The organism is Janthinobacterium salmonicoloratum (assembly GCF_051380845.1).
In the GTDB taxonomy this organism is placed as follows: Bacteria; Pseudomonadota; Gammaproteobacteria; order Burkholderiales; family Burkholderiaceae_D; genus Janthinobacterium; species Janthinobacterium lividum_F.
The window spans coordinates 2,223,181-2,242,064 of the sequence record NZ_JBNYXV010000001.1 but is presented as its reverse complement, the minus strand read 5'-3'; the positions used below and the strand labels follow the sequence as shown (position 1 = coordinate 2,242,064).

Annotated in this window: 17 protein-coding genes and 2 tRNA genes; 5 read left to right on the top strand and 14 right to left on the bottom strand. The window is 64.3% G+C overall.

Annotation, left to right across the window (positions count from 1 at the left end):
• Positions 1–154 precede the first annotated feature (154 nt).
• A complete protein-coding gene (locus ACQ4WY_RS10360; protein WP_436503909.1) occupies positions 155–1,453 on the top strand; it encodes an MFS transporter in 1,299 nt (432 codons plus the stop codon).
• A 64-nt stretch (positions 1,454–1,517) separates the two neighbouring features.
• Here the strand turns inward: ACQ4WY_RS10360 and ACQ4WY_RS10355 are convergent, their stop codons facing one another.
• From ACQ4WY_RS10355 to ACQ4WY_RS10315, 9 genes are all read right to left on the bottom strand, one after another.
• Entirely contained in the window at positions 1,518–3,086 is a 1,569-nt protein-coding gene (locus tag ACQ4WY_RS10355; RefSeq protein WP_436503908.1) for a histidine-type phosphatase, read from the bottom strand.
• Positions 3,087–3,195: 109 nt separating this feature from the next.
• Positions 3,196–5,670, bottom strand: coding sequence for a TonB-dependent siderophore receptor (locus tag ACQ4WY_RS10350; protein ID WP_436503907.1), 2,475 nt, complete (start codon positions 5,668–5,670; stop codon positions 3,196–3,198).
• A gap of 83 nt (positions 5,671–5,753) precedes the next feature.
• On the bottom strand, positions 5,754–6,758 hold the full coding sequence (locus ACQ4WY_RS10345; protein WP_436503906.1) for a FecR family protein: 1,005 nt from the start codon (positions 6,756–6,758) through the stop codon (positions 5,754–5,756).
• Positions 6,755–7,282, bottom strand: coding sequence for a sigma-70 family RNA polymerase sigma factor (locus ACQ4WY_RS10340; protein WP_436503905.1), 528 nt, complete (start codon positions 7,280–7,282; stop codon positions 6,755–6,757). The genes ACQ4WY_RS10345 and ACQ4WY_RS10340 overlap by 4 nt, the downstream gene beginning before the upstream one ends.
• Positions 7,283–7,465: 183 nt before the next feature.
• Positions 7,466–7,542 (bottom strand) — tRNA-Met (locus ACQ4WY_RS10335).
• 61 nt (positions 7,543–7,603) lie between these two features.
• Positions 7,604–7,680, bottom strand: a tRNA-Met gene (locus tag ACQ4WY_RS10330).
• 91 nt (positions 7,681–7,771) lie between these two features.
• Positions 7,772–8,731 (bottom strand): tRNA (adenosine(37)-N6)-dimethylallyltransferase MiaA, encoded by a 960-nt coding sequence (gene miaA, locus ACQ4WY_RS10325; protein WP_436503904.1) that lies wholly within the window; start codon positions 8,729–8,731, stop codon positions 7,772–7,774.
• 53 nt (positions 8,732–8,784) lie between these two features.
• The gene (mutL, locus tag ACQ4WY_RS10320; protein ID WP_353660066.1) at positions 8,785–10,692 is read right to left on the bottom strand and encodes a DNA mismatch repair endonuclease MutL; all 1,908 of its coding nucleotides are present in this window, start codon (positions 10,690–10,692) and stop codon (positions 8,785–8,787) included.
• A 100-nt stretch (positions 10,693–10,792) separates the two neighbouring features.
• Positions 10,793–11,731: a peptidylprolyl isomerase gene (locus ACQ4WY_RS10315; protein WP_436503903.1), complete on the bottom strand. Its 939-nt coding sequence runs from the start codon at positions 11,729–11,731 to the stop codon at positions 10,793–10,795.
• 248 nt (positions 11,732–11,979) lie between these two features.
• Here ACQ4WY_RS10315 and ACQ4WY_RS10310 point away from each other — a divergent pair, with 248 nt between their 5' ends.
• On the top strand, positions 11,980–12,630 hold the full coding sequence (locus tag ACQ4WY_RS10310; RefSeq protein ID WP_071075583.1) for a VTT domain-containing protein: 651 nt from the start codon (positions 11,980–11,982) through the stop codon (positions 12,628–12,630).
• A gap of 99 nt (positions 12,631–12,729) precedes the next feature.
• Here the strand turns inward: ACQ4WY_RS10310 and ACQ4WY_RS10305 are convergent, their stop codons facing one another.
• Positions 12,730–12,933 (bottom strand): hypothetical protein, encoded by a 204-nt coding sequence (locus ACQ4WY_RS10305; RefSeq protein ID WP_436503902.1) that lies wholly within the window; start codon positions 12,931–12,933, stop codon positions 12,730–12,732.
• Between ACQ4WY_RS10305 and ACQ4WY_RS10300 the strand changes: the two genes are divergently transcribed.
• The gene (locus ACQ4WY_RS10300; protein WP_436503901.1) at positions 12,932–13,831 is read left to right on the top strand and encodes a carbonic anhydrase; all 900 of its coding nucleotides are present in this window, start codon (positions 12,932–12,934) and stop codon (positions 13,829–13,831) included. The genes ACQ4WY_RS10305 and ACQ4WY_RS10300 overlap by 2 nt on opposite strands.
• Here the strand turns inward: ACQ4WY_RS10300 and ACQ4WY_RS10295 are convergent.
• From ACQ4WY_RS10295 to tsaE, 3 genes are read right to left on the bottom strand one after another with little or no spacing between them, the layout of a single operon-like run.
• A complete protein-coding gene (locus ACQ4WY_RS10295) occupies positions 13,828–14,664 on the bottom strand; it encodes a D-hexose-6-phosphate mutarotase (RefSeq protein WP_436503900.1) in 837 nt (278 codons plus the stop codon). The two genes, ACQ4WY_RS10300 and ACQ4WY_RS10295, sit on opposite strands and share 4 nt — an antisense overlap.
• A 14-nt stretch (positions 14,665–14,678) precedes the next feature.
• Positions 14,679–16,079, bottom strand: a complete 1,401-nt coding sequence (locus ACQ4WY_RS10290; protein ID WP_436503899.1) for an N-acetylmuramoyl-L-alanine amidase — start codon at positions 16,077–16,079, stop codon at positions 14,679–14,681.
• Positions 16,043–16,531, bottom strand: coding sequence for a tRNA (adenosine(37)-N6)-threonylcarbamoyltransferase complex ATPase subunit type 1 TsaE (tsaE, locus tag ACQ4WY_RS10285; RefSeq protein ID WP_034780043.1), 489 nt, complete (start codon positions 16,529–16,531; stop codon positions 16,043–16,045). The genes ACQ4WY_RS10290 and tsaE overlap by 37 nt, the downstream gene beginning before the upstream one ends.
• Before the next feature lie 88 nt (positions 16,532–16,619).
• Here tsaE and queG point away from each other — a divergent pair, with 88 nt between their 5' ends.
• Positions 16,620–17,711: a tRNA epoxyqueuosine(34) reductase QueG gene (queG, locus tag ACQ4WY_RS10280; RefSeq protein WP_436503898.1), complete on the top strand. Its 1,092-nt coding sequence runs from the start codon at positions 16,620–16,622 to the stop codon at positions 17,709–17,711.
• Between the two features lie 7 nt (positions 17,712–17,718).
• Here queG and ACQ4WY_RS10275 read toward each other — a convergent pair whose 3' ends face one another.
• Entirely contained in the window at positions 17,719–18,096 is a 378-nt protein-coding gene (locus ACQ4WY_RS10275) for a DUF3052 family protein (protein ID WP_436503897.1), read from the bottom strand.
• 219 nt (positions 18,097–18,315) lie between these two features.
• Between ACQ4WY_RS10275 and ACQ4WY_RS10270 the strand changes: the two genes are divergently transcribed.
• The gene (locus ACQ4WY_RS10270; protein WP_436503896.1) at positions 18,316–18,864 is read left to right on the top strand and encodes a PadR family transcriptional regulator; all 549 of its coding nucleotides are present in this window, start codon (positions 18,316–18,318) and stop codon (positions 18,862–18,864) included.
• Positions 18,865–18,884: the final 20 nt, after the last annotated feature.

Here is an 18,884-nt window from a genome sequence, read left to right as displayed (position 1 = left end):
GTTTTTGTTTGCAAATTTAATAGCAAATGCGCAGCAAACGCTGGCGCGCACGGCTATGATATGCCAACAACGCGCCTAGACAACGTGCTGTGCTGCTGCCTGAAAAAACATCCAGAGAATGGCCTTTAGACACCCTCCCCAAGGAGCGCAGTAAATGAGTAAGCCCCGGAGCACCTCCCCCAAGAAAAATTCCCCCGGCACGGTGCTGTTCGCCAGCCTGATCGGCACCACCATCGAGTTCTTTGACTTCTATATCTACGCCACCGCCGCCGTGCTGGTGTTCCCGAAACTGTTCTTCCCCGCCGGCGATCCGTCGGCCGCCGTGCTGCAGTCGCTGGCCACCTTCGCCATCGCCTTCTTCGCCCGCCCCATCGGCTCGGCCGTGTTCGGCCACTTCGGCGACCGCATCGGCCGCAAGGCCACCCTGGTGGCAGCCTTGCTGACCATGGGTATCTCTACCGTCATCATCGGCTTGCTGCCCACGTATGCCGCCATCGGCACCCTGGCGCCGCTGCTGCTGGCGCTGTGCCGTTTCGGCCAGGGCCTGGGCCTCGGTGGCGAGTGGGGCGGCGCGGTGCTGCTGGCAACGGAAAACGCGCCGCCGGGCAAGCGCGCCTGGTACGGCATGTTCCCGCAGCTGGGTGCGCCGATCGGCTTCTTCCTGTCGGGCGGCATCTTCCTGCTGCTCAGCGAAACCATGACCGATGAACAGTTCTTCAGCTACGGCTGGCGCATCCCCTTCCTCGCCAGCGCGCTGCTGGTCATCGTCGGCCTGTATGTGCGTCTGAAGATCACGGAAACGCCGGACTTCCAGAAAGTCATCGACAAGAACGAGGTCGTCAAACTGCCCGTCGCCACCGTGTTCCGCCAGCATGGCCGCATGCTGTTCCTGGGCACCATCATCGCCCTGGCCACCTTCGTGCTGTTCTACCTGATGACGGTGTTCGCACTGAGCTGGGGTACGACCAAGCTGGGCTTCACGCGCAAGGAATTCCTCGTCGTGCAGCTGTTCGCCGTGCTGTTCTTTGCCCTGACGATTCCGTTTTCGGCTGTGCTGGCCGACCGCCGCGGCCGCCGCGCCACCCTGATCTGGGTTTCCGTCGCCATCGCTATCTTCGGCCTGGTGCTGGCGCCCATGTTCGGTTCCGGCGTGACGTGGGAAGTGACCGTCTTCATGGCTGTCGGCCTGGGCCTGATGGGCATGACCTACGGACCGCTGGGCACGATGCTGTCCGAGCTGTTCCCGCCCGAAGTACGCTACACGGGCGCCTCGCTGACGTTCAACCTGGCCGGTATCCTGGGCGCTTCGCTGGCGCCGTACATCGCCACCTGGCTGGCCACCAACTACGGCTTGCAATACGTGGGCTACTACCTGTCGCTGGCGGCCGTGCTGACCCTGGGCGCGCTGCTGATGGTGGGCAAGCCGAGGGCAGGCAAGGAAGCCTGGCAGTAAGCGCAGTAAGCGCACACGCCGTGTGAGCACCCCACAAACCGCCAGCCTTCAAGCTGGCGGTTTTTTATTGCGCCGCCGCGTGGCCGTAACAGGCTTTCAGGCCCGTGTAGTCATAGAAGACGCTGCCCGGCGCGATGCGGGCGCCATCGCAGGCGGCCTGGAAGTCGGTTTCCTTTTCGTTGTACAGCAGGCGCACGATGAGCTGTCCTTCGCCGTTGCGGTACACATCCCACTGCATGTTGGCCGCCAGCGGCGAGACGTCCTGGCCGCGCCACGGATTAGTCTCATAACTGTAGCTGGCCGATGCCGGCAGCGGCGCCAGCACCTGCTTCAAGCCCATGGCCGAAGCGAGCGGAATGATCATCTCGGCGTGCGTGAAGCGCAGCTTGGCCGCGTGGCGCAAATCTCCCTTGGCCAGCGCGTCGACTTCCTTGAAAAAATCCTCGCGCAAGGCCAGCGCGAAACGCCAGGTCACGCCTGCGCTGGCCGTGGTGGCCGGCCCTTTCTGGTAAAAATCCTCGTGGTCGGCGACATATGCGTAGTAGCGCGCATCCTCGGCAGGCATGTAGCGGCTGAAATCGGCCGGCACTTCATGTCGCATGCCGGCGGCGATCGCATACAGCTCATACAGTTTCGTGGCGGCCGCATTCAGGCTGCGGATGACGGTCTTGCCGCTGCCCGTCATGGTGCGCGTGAGCTTGCCGTCCGCGCTGGTGAAGGTGTAGCTGCCCGTGTCCGCATAGCTGGCGCGGCCGCCTTCAAACTGGTCGAGGAAGGCGGGCGCAAACAGCCGTTCGAGCACGTGGCGCGCATGCGCGGCCGCTTCCGGCCGCCGGGCTGGCGTATCCATCAGCGCGTGCAGCTGCTTGGTTCTTTCATAGTACTGGTAGGCCTGGCTGGCGGCGTAGGTAGCGTAATGCGGGTTGGCGCGATCGGCGACAACATCCGTCTGCGGCGCCAGTTTGTGCGCGTAGAGCAGGAAGCGGTTGACGCCATCGGGCTGCAGCACGGGTGCGCGTCCCTGCGGGTACGGCGCGGGCGCGGGCGGCAGGTACAACAAGGGTGCCAGCGCGGGCGCGTGTTCGAGCAGCGATTGCGTGAAGAAGCGCGCACTGTCGCGTGCGCGGTCCACGCCGGAATGGATGGTGACGAGCTGGCGCGGCGCCGTCGCGGCATCTTTCCCGACTTGCGCAAACAGGGTGGGCAGGCGCGCCAGCAGGCGCACGGCCAGTTGCCGGTGTTCTTCGATGCCCGTCTGCGACAGATTGCCGTAGCCGGGCCGTTCGATGCCGGCCACGCCATACCCAAGCAAGGCATTCGCCCGCATCAGGGCCAGGATGTCGGGGCCCAGTTCGCGTCCCAAAGGCGTGAGCGCATCCTGCGCGGCGGCCTGCTGCCACATCGCATACAGGGCCGCGTCGCTCTTCATGCCGGTCAATCCGCGCGAACCGTGGCGCGCCACCAGTTGCGTGTAGATGGGCTGGAAGCCTGTCGGGGGCGCGGCATAGGTGGCCGGGTCCTGCTGCGGCGCGTAGGGCGTCTTGGTTTGATAGTAGCCGTCGAAGGCGAGGGCCGGACTGGCGCAGGTGGCAAGGGCCAGCAGCATGCTGGACAGGGGACGCGAAGGGGGCATGGTTTTTTCTTGGTGGATAATTTCTCGACTACAAGCCTAGCACTGAACGAAAAAAGGGCGGGCACGGCATAATGCCGGCCCGCCTGTTCCGTCACCGCAGCGTGTCAGCCTACCACTTCGGCGTGTACTTCAAGGTGAACTGCACGTTGCGCGGGTCGCCATAGTAGTTGTTCGACCCGGTGGTGTTGTAGGCCGGGATGATATAGCGCTTGTCGAAGGCGTTGTTGACGTTCAGCGACAGGGCCATTTGCGGCGTGGCTTGCCAGGCCAGGCGTGCATTCCAGATCGAGAAGCCGGCAACCTTGAACTTGTACCCGGTATCGACCGTATGGCTTTGCAGGTTGGCGCCAGCGCCCACGCTGAACTTGTCCCAGGCGCCGGGCAGAGTATAGCTGGACCAAACACGCAGCATGTGTTTCGGCGTCCAGGTGGAAAAGATCTTGCCTTGATTGTCCGGGTCGTTCAGATAGGTCGTCGTCGTATAGGCGTAGCCGGCCGACAGCTGCAAGCCGCGCGCCACTTCGCCCGACACTTCCGCTTCCAGGCCCTGGCTGCGCACCTTGCCCGAGGCACGCGAGCAGTACCCGTCGGGGCACACCATGCCCCCATCATAGTCGGTGACGGCACGGTTCTTGTGGTCGTAGCGGAACACGGCCAGCGAGGTGTTGACCTTGCCGTCCATCAGTTCCCCCTTGATGCCCGCCTCGTAGTTGCTGCCCGTGATGGGCTTGAGGACCTTGTCTTGCGCATCGCGGATACTTTGCGGCGTGAAGATGTCGGCATAGCTGGCGTAGGCCGACCATTGCGGATCGAGCGCGTAGATCAGTGCCGCCGATGGCGTGAACTTGGCGGTGGCGTTGAGCTGTTCTTCGGGACCTTCGGGCGTCGCATACACGAAGTCATACCAGCTGAAGCGTCCGCCCAGCACGGCTTTCAGCTTGCTGGTTAGCTGGCCGTTCCAGCTGCCATACAGGCCTTTCTGGCGTATTTCGTAAGTACTGACGGGACGCACGCCGCGCGCGGCGATGCTGTCGATATCCTGCCATGGGCGGTGGTGGTTGATGTTGAAGATGTTCGCACCGGATTCCCAGGCACGGGCATAGACGTCGTCCGACGCCATCGTGACATAGCTGGCGCCCACGAGGACTTCCTGCGCCATGCCCAGGCCGTCGAATTTGCCGCGTACGTAGGTATCGATGCCGCGCTTGCGGTTGTCGAAATCCATGCCAAAGTCGCCATAGCTCGCGCCGCTGCCGTCGGGCTTGATGGGCAAGGCCACGCGCTGGTGCACGGAGCTGGTGTTTTCCTTCATGTTCACGGCCGATGCCTTCAGGCTCCACTGGCTGTTGAAATGGTGTTCCAGGTCGAGGTACACGTTGGTTTGCCTGGCTTCGCTGCGGTTCCAGTCGGCGCCCGTGAAGGTGGAGCGGGGCAGGTTCAGCGCGCTGCCGTCAGCGTAGCGGGGCAGGCCGATGAAGGTGGGGCGGCCGTGGTCATTGACGTTGCTGATGGCCAGGCCCAGGGTGGTGGCCGGTCCCAGGTCATAGTCGAGCGCCGCATACAGGGTGCGGTTCTTGCTCCACACCTGGTCGACGAAGGAGTGGGTATCGTCTTCATCGACAATAACGCGCCCGCGCAGGCTGGCGTCCGCGTTCAAGGGGCTGCTGACGTCGAGCTGGGCGCCATAATGGTCCCACGAGCCGGCGCGCGCCGTCATGCTGACACTGCGCGCGGCGGTCGGGCGCTTGCGTACCAGGCTGACGGAACCACCGGGGCTGCCCGTGCCGACCAGCATGCCGGAGGCGCCGCGCAGCACTTCCAGGCGGTCGTAGATGACCATGTTTTCCTGGCCCCAGTTACCCAGCGCATAGGTGTTGCGGTCGATTGGCACGCCGTCGTACTGCCATTGATCGATCTGGAAGCCGCGCGCCGTGATCACCACGCCCGGGCCCACGCCATGCACGCCCACCACGCCGGTGACGTTATTGACGGCTACACGCAAGTCCGTGATGCCCTGGTCGTCCAGGCGCTGGCGCGTCAGCACGCTTACCGATTGCGGGATGTCCTTCATCGATTGCTCACCCTTGCCGATGGTGATCTTGCGCGCCGTGTAGGAGCCGCTGCCTTCCGTGGTGGCGCCTTGTTCGGCCTGGCCGACGATGGTAATCGAGGGCATGGTGCGCTCGGCCGCCGAGGCGGCACTGGTCGCCGCCGTGGGGGCGGACGCCGGCGCGGCCACCAGCACATAGCCGGTGGGCGTCTTGCCGATGGCGTAGCCGCTGCCGCGCAGCAGCACGGCGAAGCCGTCCTCGAGGGCGTAGCTGCCTTTCAGGCCTGCGCTGGTCAAACCCTGCACCTTGGAGGCGTCGATGACGATGGACACGCCCGCCTGCTGGGCATAGCGGTTCAGGGCGCCGGCCAGCGGACCGGCGGGGATGGCGTAGCTGGCGACAGCCGGCACGGCCTGGGCGACTGCCTGGACATGCAGGCCGGCGCCAGCCAGCAGCATGGCCGCCAGGGCCAGCGGGCGCAGACGCGTGCGCAGGGTGTTCGGGGAAGAAACGGCAACGACTTGAGCGTACATGGTGACAGCCTTTTTTGAATGATCTCAGCTGCCTTGACGCACGAGACGCGTAAAGTGGAACCGCGAACGCACAATTTTCTGATTTATTTTTTGGCGGGACCGCTGGCGGGGGCGTCGACCATCACCAGGTAGCGCGTCAGCATGCGGATGCGCAGCTGCGGGAAATTGTCGATCAACAGCTGCAGCGCCTTGTCCGTGTCGTCCAGCGGCAGCACGGCGGCCACGCGGATGCCGGCGATCTGTGCGCGGTCGTAATGCAGCTGGCCGGGGCGGTGGCGCGCCAGTTCGTCGAGCACCTCGGCCAGCGGCAAGTCGTCGACCACCAGCTGGCGCGCGCGCCACGCGTCCTGCACGCTGGCGGCATCGATGGCCGTCAACGGCCCCACGCCATTGTCCGTGATGCGCGTGCGCTGGCCCGCCTGCACCACGACGGCCGGATGTTGCGGCACCTGCGCCAGCACTTTGGATTCCAGCATGCTCAGGATGGTGGCGCCATCGTCCCTGCGCACGCTGAAACGCGTACCCAGCGCGCGGATCGCCGCCTGCTTGCTGTCAACGATGAAGGGGCGCTGCGCATCCTTGGCCACGTCGACGAGGATGTCGCCACGCACCAGCTCCACATGCCGCTCGCCCGCATTGAAATGCACGTTGACGGCGCTGTCGCTGCCCAGGGTAATCTGGCTGCCATCGGCGAGAGTGTGCGTGTGCCATTGTCCCGTGGGGCTGCGCAGGTCGGCCAGCAGGTAGGCGGGGCGCTCGCTGATGACCAGCGCACCTGTCAGCACCAGCACGGCTACGGCGCTGGCCGCAGCCAGCTGGCGCAGACGCTGGCGGGGATGCTTTTGGGCGATGGCGGCCAGGGCGGCGCGCGCGGGCCTATGGTCGCCGCCGGCCGGCTCGCGCACGGCGTTCAACTGACGCAGCAGGTTTTCCATGCCGGCGGCCACTGTCGCGTGCAGCGGGTCGGCCGCCTTCCAGGCGGCGAAGCCGGCCTGCGCGGTGTCGCGCTCGGCCGGGTCGTCGGCGCTCAGGCGCACGATCCAGTGCGCGGCCTGCTCGGCTGCCACATCGGTGCGGGGGCTATTCATGCCGCCATCGCTGGGCAGGCGTGGCGGCACGCCAGCAAGGCTTGCACCAGGTATTTTTGCACCATGCGCGCGGAGACGTTCAGTTGCGCCGCGACGGCGGCCTGCGGCTGTTCTTCCAGGTAGTGCAGCAAAAAGGCCTCGCGTGCCTTGGCCGATAAGCCGCCCAGCGCTGCGGCGATCTGCTCGAGTGCCTGCACGGCCATCAGTATCTCGTCCGGCGAGGGGGCGCCGGGCAGGCTGTCAGCCAGCAGGGCCAGTTCCGCGAGGTAGCTGCGTTCGAGTATCTGGCGGCGCGCGCGGTCGAGCAGCAATCGCTTTGCCGTGGTGGACAGATAGGCGCGCGGCTCGCGCATGCCGAACAGCGCGTCGCGCGAGGCGATGATGCGCACGAACGTGTCTTGCGCCACATCGGCCGCACCATGCGGGCAGCTGAGTTTTTTGCGCAACCAGCCGACCAGCCAGCCGTGATGCTCGCTGTAGAGCGACTGCACTTGCTGTTGCAGGCTGGGCTGGGCGATGGACATGAGTGATGATTAATATAAATGAGAATTATTCTCATTGTAAGCGCCAGTGGCGGCTTGCCACAATCCCCGATTGCATGCGGATGGGGCAGGTGTTGTGTGCAGGCCGCATGCGCGGCGGTGCCGGAAATGAAAAAACCCGCCGCTGCACGGGGCAGTTGCGGGTTTTTCGGTGCGGCTAATTCTTGGTGGTGATAGGTGGACTTGAACCACCGACCCCAGCATTATGAATGCTGTGCTCTAACCAACTGAGCTATATCACCAAACAGACCGGTCAGACCGGATGCTGGTTGCGATCATGGCAGAACCATGATCCTTGTTCTTTGGTGGTGATAGGTGGACTTGAACCACCGACCCCAGCATTATGAATGCTGTGCTCTAACCAACTGAGCTATATCACCCAACAGCCGAGCATTATCCAGTCTTCCCATTTCCTTGTCAATGCCGGCGCAAAAAAATGTGCGGATTTTTCACGCGCTGGCGCCGGCATAATTATTTTTGTAACGGCGTCAGCAATGGCTGGATCTGCGCCAGCATGGCCGTGGCCGGGTCAGCGCTCAGGCAATCGATGACGATGCGTTCCGGCATGGCGCGTAACCAGGTCAGCTGGCGCTTGGCCAGCTGGCGCGTGGCGATGATGCCCGTCTCGCGCAAGGCGGCGCGGTCGATGCGGCCATCGAGATATTCCCAGGCCTGACGGTAGCCCACGCAGCGCATCGAGGGCAAGCCCGGGTGCAGGTCACCGCGCCGGCGCAGCTGCTCCACTTCATCGAGCAGGGCGTCGTTCTTCAGCATGAGGTCGAAACGCGTGGCGATGCGCGCATGCAGCACGGCGCGGTCCGACGGTTCCAGCGCGAACGATTGCAATTGAAATGGCAGCACGGTCTTTTCGCGCCGGGCCAGCAGGGCCGACATGGGCTGGCCGGACAGGGCGATGATTTCCAGCGCGCGGCCGATGCGCTGCGCATCGGCTGGCGCCAGGCGCGCGGCCGTGACGGGGTCCTGCTGCGCCAGGCGCGCATGCATGGCGGGCCAGCCGATGGCGGCCGCGTCCTCTTCCAGTTGGGCGCGCAAGGCAGGATCGGCGCCGGGCAAGTCGTCTAGGCCATCGGCCAGGCCCTTGAAGTACAGCATGGTGCCGCCGACGAGCAGCGGCAGCTTGCCGCGCGCGGAGATCTCGCTCACCAGGCGCAGGGTATCGTTGCGGAACTGCGCCACGGAATACGCATCGAGCGGGTCGATGATGTCGATCAAATGATGCGGTACCTGGGCCAGTTCCTCTTTCGACGGCTTGGCCGTGCCGATGTCCATGCCCCGGTAGACGAGGGCGGAATCGACGGAGATGATCTCGGACGGAATGGCTTGCGCGATGGCCAGCGCACTGGCCGTCTTGCCGCTGGCCGTGGGGCCCATGATGGCGACGGCCAGGGGGAGGTGTTGAGTGTTTTGCATGTTGACTCTTGTAAGGTGGTGCAGTAGGTCGGATTACGCTGTGCTAATCCGGCCTACTGCCCGCGCAGGAACAGTTTATCGAGCGCGTTAATCTCGACCTGCACCCACGTTGGCCGGCCATGGTTGCACTGGTCGGCGCGTTCCGTGCTCTCCATCTGGCGCAAGAGGGCATTCATTTCCTGTACCGACAAGATCCGGTTGGCGCGCACGGCCGTGTGGCAGGCCAGGGTGCCGAGCAATTCGTTCTGGCGTTCGATCAGCACGCGCGAGCCGCCGTATTCGCGTACGTCGCGCAGCACGTCGCGGGCCAGGGTTTGCGCGTCGGCGTTTTTCAGCAGGGTCGGCACGGAACGCACGGCCAGGGTGGTGGGCGACAGGGCGGCGATGTCGAAGCCCAGTGCTTTTAATGTGTCCTGGTTTTCATTCGCCGTCGACACTTCGATGGCGTCAGCGTAGAACGTCACGGGTATCAGGAGCGATTGCACCTGCATGTCCTGGCCCGAGACTTGCGCCTGCAGCGCGTTTTTCAGCTGCTCGTACAGGATGCGCTCGTGCGCCGCGTGCATGTCGACCAGCACCAGGCCCTTGGTGTTTTGCGCCAGGATGTAAATGCCGTGCAGCTGGGCCAGGGCAAAGCCCAGCGGATATTCTTCGCGCGCCATCGCTTCGGGCGAGGCGATGTACGGTTCCACCTGCGTGATGGGAGAGTTGGCAGCGGCGCCGCCGAACAGGGCGCCGTAGGCCGCCGTGTCCTGGGCGATGCCTGGCGCGTCGGCAAAGAAGGGGCGGTTAGCTCCGGGCGAGGCGGGCGCAAAGGTATTCGTGAATTGCGCGCCGAACGACGTCTGCGTCTGCTCGCGGCGCCAGATGCCGGGGCCCCCCAAACCTGCGCCGGCAGTATCGCCGCCCAGGGTGGAGGCGGCCGGCAGCGGCGCCGGTACGCTGCCAAACGCCGTGGCCGAGGTTTGCGCCAGCGCGCGCTGCACGGCGTGGAAGACGAACTGGTGCACGGAACGGCTGTCGCGGAAGCGTACTTCGATCTTCGACGGGTGCACGTTGACGTCGACCAGGGCCGGGTCGAGGTCGAGCGCCAGCACATACGAGGGGAAGCGGTCGCCGTGCAGCACGTCCTGGTACGCCATGCGCACGGCGTGCACCAGCAGCTTGTCGCGCACGAAGCGCCCGTTGACATAAAAGAACTGGCCGTCGGCGCGCGCCTTGGACGCCGTCGGCAAGCCGGCAAAGCCGTGAATGCGCAGGGTGCCGGCCGATTCGTCCAGCGCCAGGCGCGCTTCGGCGAAGTCATTGCCGAGGATGTGGGCGCTGCGCTTGGCCAGTTCGCTGATATTCCACTGGTCGATGGTGCGGCCATTGTGCGACAGCGAGAACGCCACGTCCGGCCGCGCCAGGGCGATGCGGCGCACGACTTCGGCGCAGTGGCCGTATTCCGTCTGCTCCGATTTGAGGAACTTGCGGCGCGCGGGCGTGTTGAAATACAGGTCTTGCACGTCGACCGTGGTGCCATGCGCGCCCGATGATGGCGAGACGCTGCCATTGTGCGAGCCGACGATTTCCCACGCATGGGCCGCGTCCGCCGTGCGTGAAGTCAGGGTGACGGCGGCCACCGACGCGATCGAGGCCAGCGCCTCGCCGCGGAAACCCAGCGTGCCCACGTTTTCCAGGTCGTGCAGGGAGGCGATCTTCGAGGTGGCGTGGCGCGCAAGGGCCAGCGGCAACTGATCCTTGTCGATGCCGCGGCCATTATCGGTGATGGCGATGCGTTTCACGCCCCCTTCTTCCAGCCGCACCGTGATCTGCGTGGCGCCCGAGTCAAGCGCGTTTTCCAGCAGCTCCTTGACGACTGCCGATGGCCGCTCGACCACCTCGCCGGCGGCGATTTGCGAAATCAACTGGTCAGGCAAGGCCTGGATCGGGCGGTGGGGCGTGATGGGAGCGTTCATGCTGCGATTATACCGGGGTCAGACCCTCAACGCCGCCAACGCAAAGCGTGGCGCCAATGCATCCGGAGGGCTGACCCCAGCCCTTGCCTTGCGGCTGGTCTTACTTGCCCACCTCCCGCACCGGTATCGGCGCATTGCACAGGTCGACGTGGCCAGCCGTGACCTTGCTCCACGGGCCGCCGCGGTGGCGCTGGGCTTCCAGCACGGCCTGGTAGGCGGCGCTGTCGGTGCGCATCACTTCCAGGTTCGCGCGCTGCTCGGGCTGTACGCTGGCGGCCAGGCGGATGGCCTTGATCGGCACGTTTTTCTCGGGGCTGTCATAAAAGCCCATGGGGCCCGTGCCGCGCGGCAGGGTCGACAGCAATGGCATGCCGGAGACGACTCTGCCGACGACAGTGATGTCGCGATCCAGGTGGCGCGGCGACTGGCCGATGACGGCGTACAGCTCCGTACCGCCGCCGCTGTCGCTGGCGCTGTCGCGGCCCACGCCCACGGTCGCATAGCAATGCGTGAGCCAGGCCGTGCCGGACTTCGGATCGCGCGCGGACGGGAAACCGTTCGAATGGCCCACTTGCGGCGCATAGCCATCGAGGTCCGGCAGGCGGGTGAAGCTCTTGACGTTTTTCAAGGGCACGGTGAATTCGCCGGGCAGGGTGCGCTGGGTGTGCTGGATCGGCTTGGGATTTTTCTCGTTCGGATCGCCCCACTGCGCCACCCAGTTGTCCTGCGCGCGCGTGATGGCCAGGCCGTCGTAATACTGTTCGGCCACCAGGGCCTTGATGTTGGCCACGTGCTTGGGCGCGAAATCGGGCGCCAGTTCGATCACGACGCGGCCGGCGGGAATGTCCAGGTACAGGGTGTTGTCCGGGTCCAGCGGACGCCAGTCGGACGGTTTCGAGGCCTTGATCACGTCGGCCAAGGTCGCCTTGGCAGGCAGTTCGGCGGGCGCCTGGATCTGGACGGGCGCCGCGTGGGCAGTCAGATGAGCAAGGCCCAGTACGGTGGCCATGGTCAGGCCGCTCAGTGGGGATCGATGCATGTTTTCTCCTGGTCGGCGCGGGTTGCGCTGGTCAGAAAGTGTATACCGGAATGGCAATATTTCGTTGGAAAAACATTGCATATCGCAATTGTGATAGTTGTCTGCCGATACGCCAATTCCTTAACCTTTACTTAAAATGCCACGCAGCCAAGGGCGCTGCCGAATTAATCATAAAATATCGGCCCGGGGACTGCCGTTGCGCTGTCCGGGTGGTGTATGATTCCGCCGCTACCTTTAGGGAAAAATATATGGATTTTGTGCAATTCCTCGACATGATCGTGCATGTCGACAAGACGCTGGGTCTCTTGATCGAGCAGTACGGTACCCTCGTGTATGCAGTGCTGTTTGCCATTATTTTTTGCGAAACAGGCCTCGTGGTACTGTTTTTCTTCCCTGGAGATACCTTATTGTTTATCGCCGGCGCGTTTTGCGCGACGGGACAGATGCACCTGGGCTTGCTGATCGCCTTGCTGGTGACGGCCGCCGTCACGGGCAACACGCTCAATTACTGGATAGGCGAGGCCATCGGGCAAAGGGTGTTTACCCACGATTACCGCTGGATCAACAAGGATGCCATGCGCCGTACGCATGAATTCTTTGAAAAGCACGGTGGCAAGACCATCATCCTGGCCCGTTTCGTGCCGGTGGTGCGCACCTTCGCCCCGTTCGTGGCCGGCATTTCCGACATGACGCATGCGCGCTTCCAGATGTACAACGTGACGGGCGCCCTGTTGTGGGTGGTCGGTCTGGTGACGGCGGGCTACTTCTTCGGCAATATCCCGTGGATCCGCGACCACCTGACCTTGATCGTGCTGATCGGTGTCGGCGCCGCCGTCGTGCCGGTGGTACTGGGCGGCATGTGGAAACTCTACAAGCGCATGGTCGGCAAGTCGGCGTAAGCCCGCATGGATCCGGGGCAAGCGCGCTGCGGCACAGCCCGCAGCCGGCCCCGGATCCCGTTTTTCTCTTCGTCGTTTCTGTTTTACTCCCACGCTGATTCAAGTTTTGTTGCTTTCCAGCCGTAAACCAGAGGGTATTCTCACTTTCTGGATTTCCATGCGACATTTGAGCGCCCTGTTAGCTTGCAGCCTTGCCGCGATGGCGGTCATGGCAAGCGCCAAAGATGCCCCCGCTTCGGCGAGCGCCGCCGCATCCGCGCCTGCGAGCGCACCGATGTCGGCGTCAGCGCGCGCGGCCGCCATGAAAACCCTGACCGAATCGGTGAAGGGCAAGGAGGTCAAGGCGCCTGTTGTCGTCGCGCCCACGGCGCGCGAGAAGGAAGAAGCGGCCGAAGTCGACCTGTCCGAACGCATCGCGGCGCGCCTGGCGGAAATGCGCGCCACCCAGGCGGCCCGCGCCGCCGCCCGCGCCAAGCGCGCTGCCGTGGTGAAGGCCGCGCCGCCGCCACCGCCGCCCGTGGCACGCGGCACGCACTGGTCGTACGAGGGCGACAGCGGCCCGGCCAACTGGAGCAAGATCAATGTCGACTGGGCCAAGTGCGGCAATGGCAACCGCCAGTCGCCGATCGATATCCGCGATGGCATGAAGGTAGAGGTCGAGCAGATCAGTTTTGACTACCATCCATCGTCGTTCAATGTGGTCGATAACGGCCACACGGTGCAGGTGGGCGTGAGTGGCGGCAATTACATCACGGTGCAGAACCGCATGTTCGAGCTGCAGCAATTCCATTTCCACCGCCCGTCCGAAGAGCGCATCAATGGCAAGGCCTTTGAAATGGTAGTGCACCTGGTGCACCGCGACGCGGAAGGGCGTCAAGCCGTGCTGGCGCTGCTGCTGGAGCGGGGCGCGCCGCAAGCGACCATCCAGACCGTGTGGAACAATCTGCCGCTGGAAAAATTCGAGACCATGCATCCCACGATCCTGCTCGACCCGGCCGAAATGCTGCCGGCGCGGCGCGATTACTACACCTACATGGGATCGATGACGGAGCCGCCTTGCAGCGAAGGCGTGCTGTGGATGGTGATGAAGCAGCCGGTCCAGGCCTCGCCGGCGCAGATGGCGCTGTTCAGCCGCTTGTATCCGTTAAATGCACGTCCCATCCAACCGGGGAATGGACGCATCATCAAAGAGTCGAATTAAACGAATTCGAGGTGCTGGCGGCCGACCCACTCGGCGCCGGCGGCCAGTGTATCGGGCTGGATCAGGGCCGGTTCGATGCAGATGAAGCGCTGGTATTCGTCGTCGGCCAGGTCGGGCAGGGAGGCGGCGTCTTGCGCGCCGGGGTTCCACACGACGGCATCCGTGAAGCCCTGCTGCTCCAGGCGCAGCGTGTGGCTGCCAGACTGCAGGTGCAAGGCGCCCGGCAACTGGTAATAAATGCGGTCCAGCTTGTCCGCGAATTGCAGCACCTCTTCCGCCTGCAAGGCATCTTGCGGCGTCTCGTCCGAATAGCGCACGCGCTGCAAGCCGCCAACGCGCGCTTCGCTCAATTGATCAATCGCAAAATAGCTGTGCAGGGCGGCCGAGAACGGGAACGCCTGCTCGCCCGAGTTGTGCACGGACAGGTTCAGCTCCAGCGATTGGCCTTGCACCGCCACGCGCAGGCGCAGGGTGAAGGCCCAAGGCCAGCTGGCGGCGATCGCTTCCGGCAAGTCAGCCTGGGTCAGGGCAAATTGCGCCCATGCAGCGCCATCGGCGTCGCCGGTCGATTCCAGCTGCCACGTCGCCACGCGCGCAAAGCCGTGGCGCATGCCCGTGCCGCGCGCGCCGAACTGGGGAAAGATCACGGGCACGCCGCCACGGATGGCGCGGCTGCCATCGAGGCTCGATGCGCGGCTGCAGAACAGGCGCTCCTGGCCATCGCTGGTCTGCCACGAGACCAGGTGGCCGCCGTACAGGGTGACGGTCGCTTGCGCGCCATCGGCGGCGCGGATGGTCACGGCCGGCAGCTCGCCAAAGATACTCTCGCTCATGCTAGGCTTTCATGTCAGGTCAAACGGCTTTTCGCCAGCGGCGGATTCTTGGCAAAGTAATTCTTGATGCCCGTGACGATGGCGTCCGCCATCTGATCCTGGTAACCGTTGTCGGTCAGCTTGGCTTCTTCTTCCGGATTCGAGATGAAAGCCGTCTCGATCAGGATGGAGGGGATGTCCGGCGCTTTCAGCACGACGAAGCCGGCTTGTTCGACGGAACCCTTGTGCAGGCGGTTGATGCCGCCGATTTCGCGCAGCACGGCCTTGCCCAGCTTCATGCTGTCATTGATCTGCGCCGTCGTCGACAGGTCGAGCAATACGCTGGCCAGCTGCTTGTCGTGGTTCTTGATGTTCACGCCGCCGATCAGGTCGGCCTGATTTTCCTTGTTGGCCAGCCAGCGCGCGGCCGTCGAGGTGGCGCCTTTCTCGGACAGCACGAAGACGGACGAGCCGCGCGCCGTCGGCTGGATGAACGCATCGGCATGGATCGAGACGAACAGGTCGGCCTGCACCTTGCGCGCCTTTTCCACGCGCATGCCCAGAGGGACGAAGAAATCGGCGTCGCGCGTGAGCATGACGCGCATGTTCGGTTGCAGTTCCAGCTTGGTCTTGAGGCGCTTGGCGATGGCCAGAACCACGTCTTTTTCACGGCTGCCCCGGCTGCCCATGGCGCCAGGGTCTTCGCCGCCGTGGCCTGGGTCAAGCGCGATGGTAATCATGCGCACCACTTTTTGGCCAGGCAACGGGCGTGCTTCGGGGCGCTGTTCCGGGCGGATATCGGGTACGGGCGGCACGATGGGCGCTATCGGCGGCGCCACTGCGGCCACGGGCGGCTTGCTGCTCTCGGGCAGGGGCAGCGCGGGCGGCGGCGTATGCGTGCCTGCCATCGGTGGCTTGGCCGGGTCGCTCGACCAGTCGCCCTTTTCGATCATTTGCGCGATCAGGTCCGGCTCGCGCACGGGATACAGGTCGAAGATCAAACGGTGGTTGTAGGAGCCGGCCGGCGGCAGCGTAAACAGCTGCGGCGTGACTTCCTCTTTCAGGTCGAACACCAGGCGCACCACGTTGGGCCGGTTCTGGCCTACGCGCACCTGCTTGATATATGGGTCGTTCGACTGGATCTTCGCCACCAGGCCCTTCAAGGTGGGATTGAGTTCCAGCCCTTCGATGTCGACCACCAGCCGTTCCGGGTCCTTGACGATGAAGTGGGTCGCCTTGAGGATGCTGTCGTTTTCTAGGGTGACGCGGGTGTAGTCCTCTGCCGGCCAGACGCGCACGGCGAGAATTTGCGCCGCCATCGCCGACATGGGCGCGAACACGGACAACAGCAGGGTGCCGCCGGCCTTGAGTACCGTGCGCCGGGTGATGGGCGAGGAGATCAAAGGTTCGGGGCGAATTTGAGACGGTGAAGGCATGACAGACCCAATTCAGAAGACGCTTGCAATTCTACATCACGTCCTGTACCCGCAACGTTCAAATAAATATTCAGGTCGGCCGGCGGCAGCACCGGTTCGGCTTTCTCCGGCCATTCGACGATGCAGATATTGCGGCCGTCGAAGTCTTCGCGAAAACCGGCGTCGAGGAATTCCTCTGCACTGCCCATGCGGTACAGGTCGAAGTGGATGACGTTGACGCTCTGGCCATCGAGCTGCACCGTGTACGGTTCGGACAAGGTGTAGGTGGGGCTTTTCACGTGGCCCGCATGACCGGCCGCGTGCAGCAGGGCGCGCGTGAGGGCTGTCTTGCCGGCCCCCAGGTCGCCGTGCAGGTAGATTGCCAGGCCCGGCGCCAGCGCGCGCGCCAGCGCGGCGCCCAGCGCGGCGGTACCGGCTTCGTCGTGGAGGTGGGCTTTGAAGTGTTCGGTCATTGTCGCTTGGTGTGAGTAATATCGCATAAAATAGAGGCTGCCGTCATTGTAACCGCCCGCGCGCCTGCCGTTTTCCGTAAAGTCCCCTATGTCCGCCTCCGTCACCGATCTCGCTGTCCTGGCGCGCACCATTAAAGAATGGGGGCGCGAGCTGGGTTTTGCCGAGGTGCGTATCGCCGACGTGGACCTGTCGCACATGGAAGCGCCCTTGCAAGCTTGGCTCGATGCAGGGTATCACGGCGAAATGGATTACATGGCCAGCCACGGCATGAAGCGCGCGCGCCCGGCTGAACTGGTGCCGGGCACGGTGCGCGCCATCAGCGCGCGCATGAATTACCTGCCGCCGGCGCTGGGGCCCGACTGGCGTGAGCACGAGGCGACGCGCGACGCCGATCCTGCGGCGGCCGTGATCTCCGTGTATGCGCGGGGCCGCGACTACCACAAGGTAATGCGTTCGCGCCTGCAGCAGCTGGCCGAGCGCATCAAGGGCGAGATCGGCGACTTCGGCTACCGCGTCTTCAGCGATTCGGCACCCGTGATGGAAGTCGAGCTGGCGCAAAAGGGCGGCTTGGGCTGGCGCGGCAAGCACACCTTGCTGATCAACCGCCAGGGCGGCTCCTTCTTTTTCCTTGGCGAGATCCTCATCGACGTGCCGCTGCCGGTGGACCCGCCGGAAACGCCGCGCTGCGGCCAGTGCTCGGCGTGCATCACGGTGTGCCCGACGCAAGCCATCCTGGGGCCGTACCAGCTCGACGCGCGCCGCTGCATCTCTTACCTGACGATCGAATTGAAGGGCGCCATTCCCGTCGAGATGCGCCCCTTGATCGGCAACAAGGTGTACGGCTGCGACGATTGCCAGACCGTCTGCCCGTGGAACAAGTTCGCCCAGCGCGCCGTCGTACCGGACTTCGACGAGCGCCACAGCCTGGGCAGCGCGGGCATGGTGGAACTGTTCGCCTGGACGGAAGAGGAATTCAATCGCCGCATGGAAGGCAGCGCCATCCGCCGCATCGGCCACGAACGCTGGCTGCGCAACCTGGCCGTCGGCATGGGCAACGCGGCCGCCAAGGCCCGAGGCCAGGCCGACATCGTCGCGGCCCTGCTGTCGCGCCGTGAACACCCGTCGGCCATCGTGCGCGAACACGTCGAATGGGCGCTGGCCCTGCACGGTATCGTTTGATTTTCGTTTAAACCTGCTTCAGGCGCAGCGCCGACCACGCACTATCGATGGCGATCATCGCCACGCTGTCGAGTCCTATTGTTTGCGCAAAACTGCGCAGATCGTCGCGGTGGATGTCGCTGCCCGCCTTCACGCCGCCCTTGCGGTACGCCACCCACAGCGCGCCGCCCGGCGCCAGGCGCGCCTGCGCCGCCGGCAGGTACTGCTCCAGTTCCGCGCGGCTGCGCGCAAACAGCAGGATCCAGTCGGCGCGTTCTCCTTCACTCACCCGCCGCTCGGCCGGCAACTGCGCCAGCAAGGCCGCGTGCTCGCCGCCGTCATTGAGCACGGCCAGCGCCTGCGCATTTTTTACAACCATTTTTTCAACGACGGTTTTGTCGGACATGGCGGGCTTCCTGATGATGAAAAGACGAGCATAACAAATTTCTCCTTGACTTATCGATATATCGTTATAAAATGACGATACCTACTAACGATATATCTTTAAAGAGAAAACATGAGAAACTCACACCACGTAGAACACGGCCACGGCGGTCATCACCATCATCACGGCCAGTGCGGCCAGCAGCATCACCACCATGGAGAACATTGCCACGAACACTTCATGCATGGCCGCGGCCCGCGCGGCTTCGATGAGCGCGGCGACGGCATGGGCGGTGGTCCTGGCGGGCGCGGTGGGCGCGGCGAGCGGGCCGAGCGCGTCTTCGGCCGCGGCGACTTGCCGCTGATCGTGCTGGCGCTGATCGAAATCAGCCCCCGTCATGGCTATGAAATCATCAAGGCCATCGAAGAGCGTTGCGGCGGCGCGTACGCCCCCAGCCCGGGCGCCGTGTATCCGACCTTGACCCTGCTGGAAGAGCAGGACCATGTGACGTCCTCCGAAAGCGCCAGCGGCAAGAAGCTCTACACCATCACGGACCTGGGGCGCGCATATCTCGACGAGAACCGCGCCCAGGTGGACGGCATCCTGGCCCGCCTCGACATGTTCGCCCGCGTCCAGGCGCGCAACGCCTTGCCCGAGCGCGTGCGCCAGGCCATGCACACCCTCAAGCATGCGCTGTTGCTGAACAAGACCAACTGGAGCGATACGGAAGCCGAGCGCGTCTCCGCCGTGCTGGAACAGGCGGCGAACGCCATCGTCGACGGCCACTGAGCCTACTTTACAAGGATAAG

Excerpts from the sequence above, each read along its gene's own strand:
- ACQ4WY_RS10360 (WP_436503909.1), top strand. The coding sequence starts at position 155 with ATGAGTAAGCCCCGGAGCACCTCCCCCAAGAAAAATTCCCCCGGCACG.
- ACQ4WY_RS10355 (WP_436503908.1), bottom strand. The coding sequence starts at position 3,086 with ATGCCCCCTTCGCGTCCCCTGTCCAGCATGCTGCTGGCCCTTGCCACC.
- ACQ4WY_RS10350 (WP_436503907.1), bottom strand. The coding sequence starts at position 5,670 with ATGTACGCTCAAGTCGTTGCCGTTTCTTCCCCGAACACCCTGCGCACG.
- ACQ4WY_RS10345 (WP_436503906.1), bottom strand. The coding sequence starts at position 6,758 with ATGAATAGCCCCCGCACCGATGTGGCAGCCGAGCAGGCCGCGCACTGG.
- ACQ4WY_RS10340 (WP_436503905.1), bottom strand. The coding sequence starts at position 7,282 with ATGTCCATCGCCCAGCCCAGCCTGCAACAGCAAGTGCAGTCGCTCTAC.
- miaA (WP_436503904.1), bottom strand. The coding sequence starts at position 8,731 with ATGCAAAACACTCAACACCTCCCCCTGGCCGTCGCCATCATGGGCCCC.
- mutL (WP_353660066.1), bottom strand. The coding sequence starts at position 10,692 with ATGAACGCTCCCATCACGCCCCACCGCCCGATCCAGGCCTTGCCTGAC.
- ACQ4WY_RS10315 (WP_436503903.1), bottom strand. The coding sequence starts at position 11,731 with ATGCATCGATCCCCACTGAGCGGCCTGACCATGGCCACCGTACTGGGC.
- ACQ4WY_RS10310 (WP_071075583.1), top strand. The coding sequence starts at position 11,980 with ATGGATTTTGTGCAATTCCTCGACATGATCGTGCATGTCGACAAGACG.
- ACQ4WY_RS10300 (WP_436503901.1), top strand. The coding sequence starts at position 12,932 with ATGAAAACCCTGACCGAATCGGTGAAGGGCAAGGAGGTCAAGGCGCCT.
- ACQ4WY_RS10305 (WP_436503902.1), bottom strand. The coding sequence starts at position 12,933 with ATGGCGGCCGCGCGCGCTGACGCCGACATCGGTGCGCTCGCAGGCGCG.
- ACQ4WY_RS10295 (WP_436503900.1), bottom strand. The coding sequence starts at position 14,664 with ATGAGCGAGAGTATCTTTGGCGAGCTGCCGGCCGTGACCATCCGCGCC.
- ACQ4WY_RS10290 (WP_436503899.1), bottom strand. The coding sequence starts at position 16,079 with ATGCCTTCACCGTCTCAAATTCGCCCCGAACCTTTGATCTCCTCGCCC.
- tsaE (WP_034780043.1), bottom strand. The coding sequence starts at position 16,531 with ATGACCGAACACTTCAAAGCCCACCTCCACGACGAAGCCGGTACCGCC.
- queG (WP_436503898.1), top strand. The coding sequence starts at position 16,620 with ATGTCCGCCTCCGTCACCGATCTCGCTGTCCTGGCGCGCACCATTAAA.
- ACQ4WY_RS10275 (WP_436503897.1), bottom strand. The coding sequence starts at position 18,096 with ATGTCCGACAAAACCGTCGTTGAAAAAATGGTTGTAAAAAATGCGCAG.
- ACQ4WY_RS10270 (WP_436503896.1), top strand. The coding sequence starts at position 18,316 with ATGCATGGCCGCGGCCCGCGCGGCTTCGATGAGCGCGGCGACGGCATG.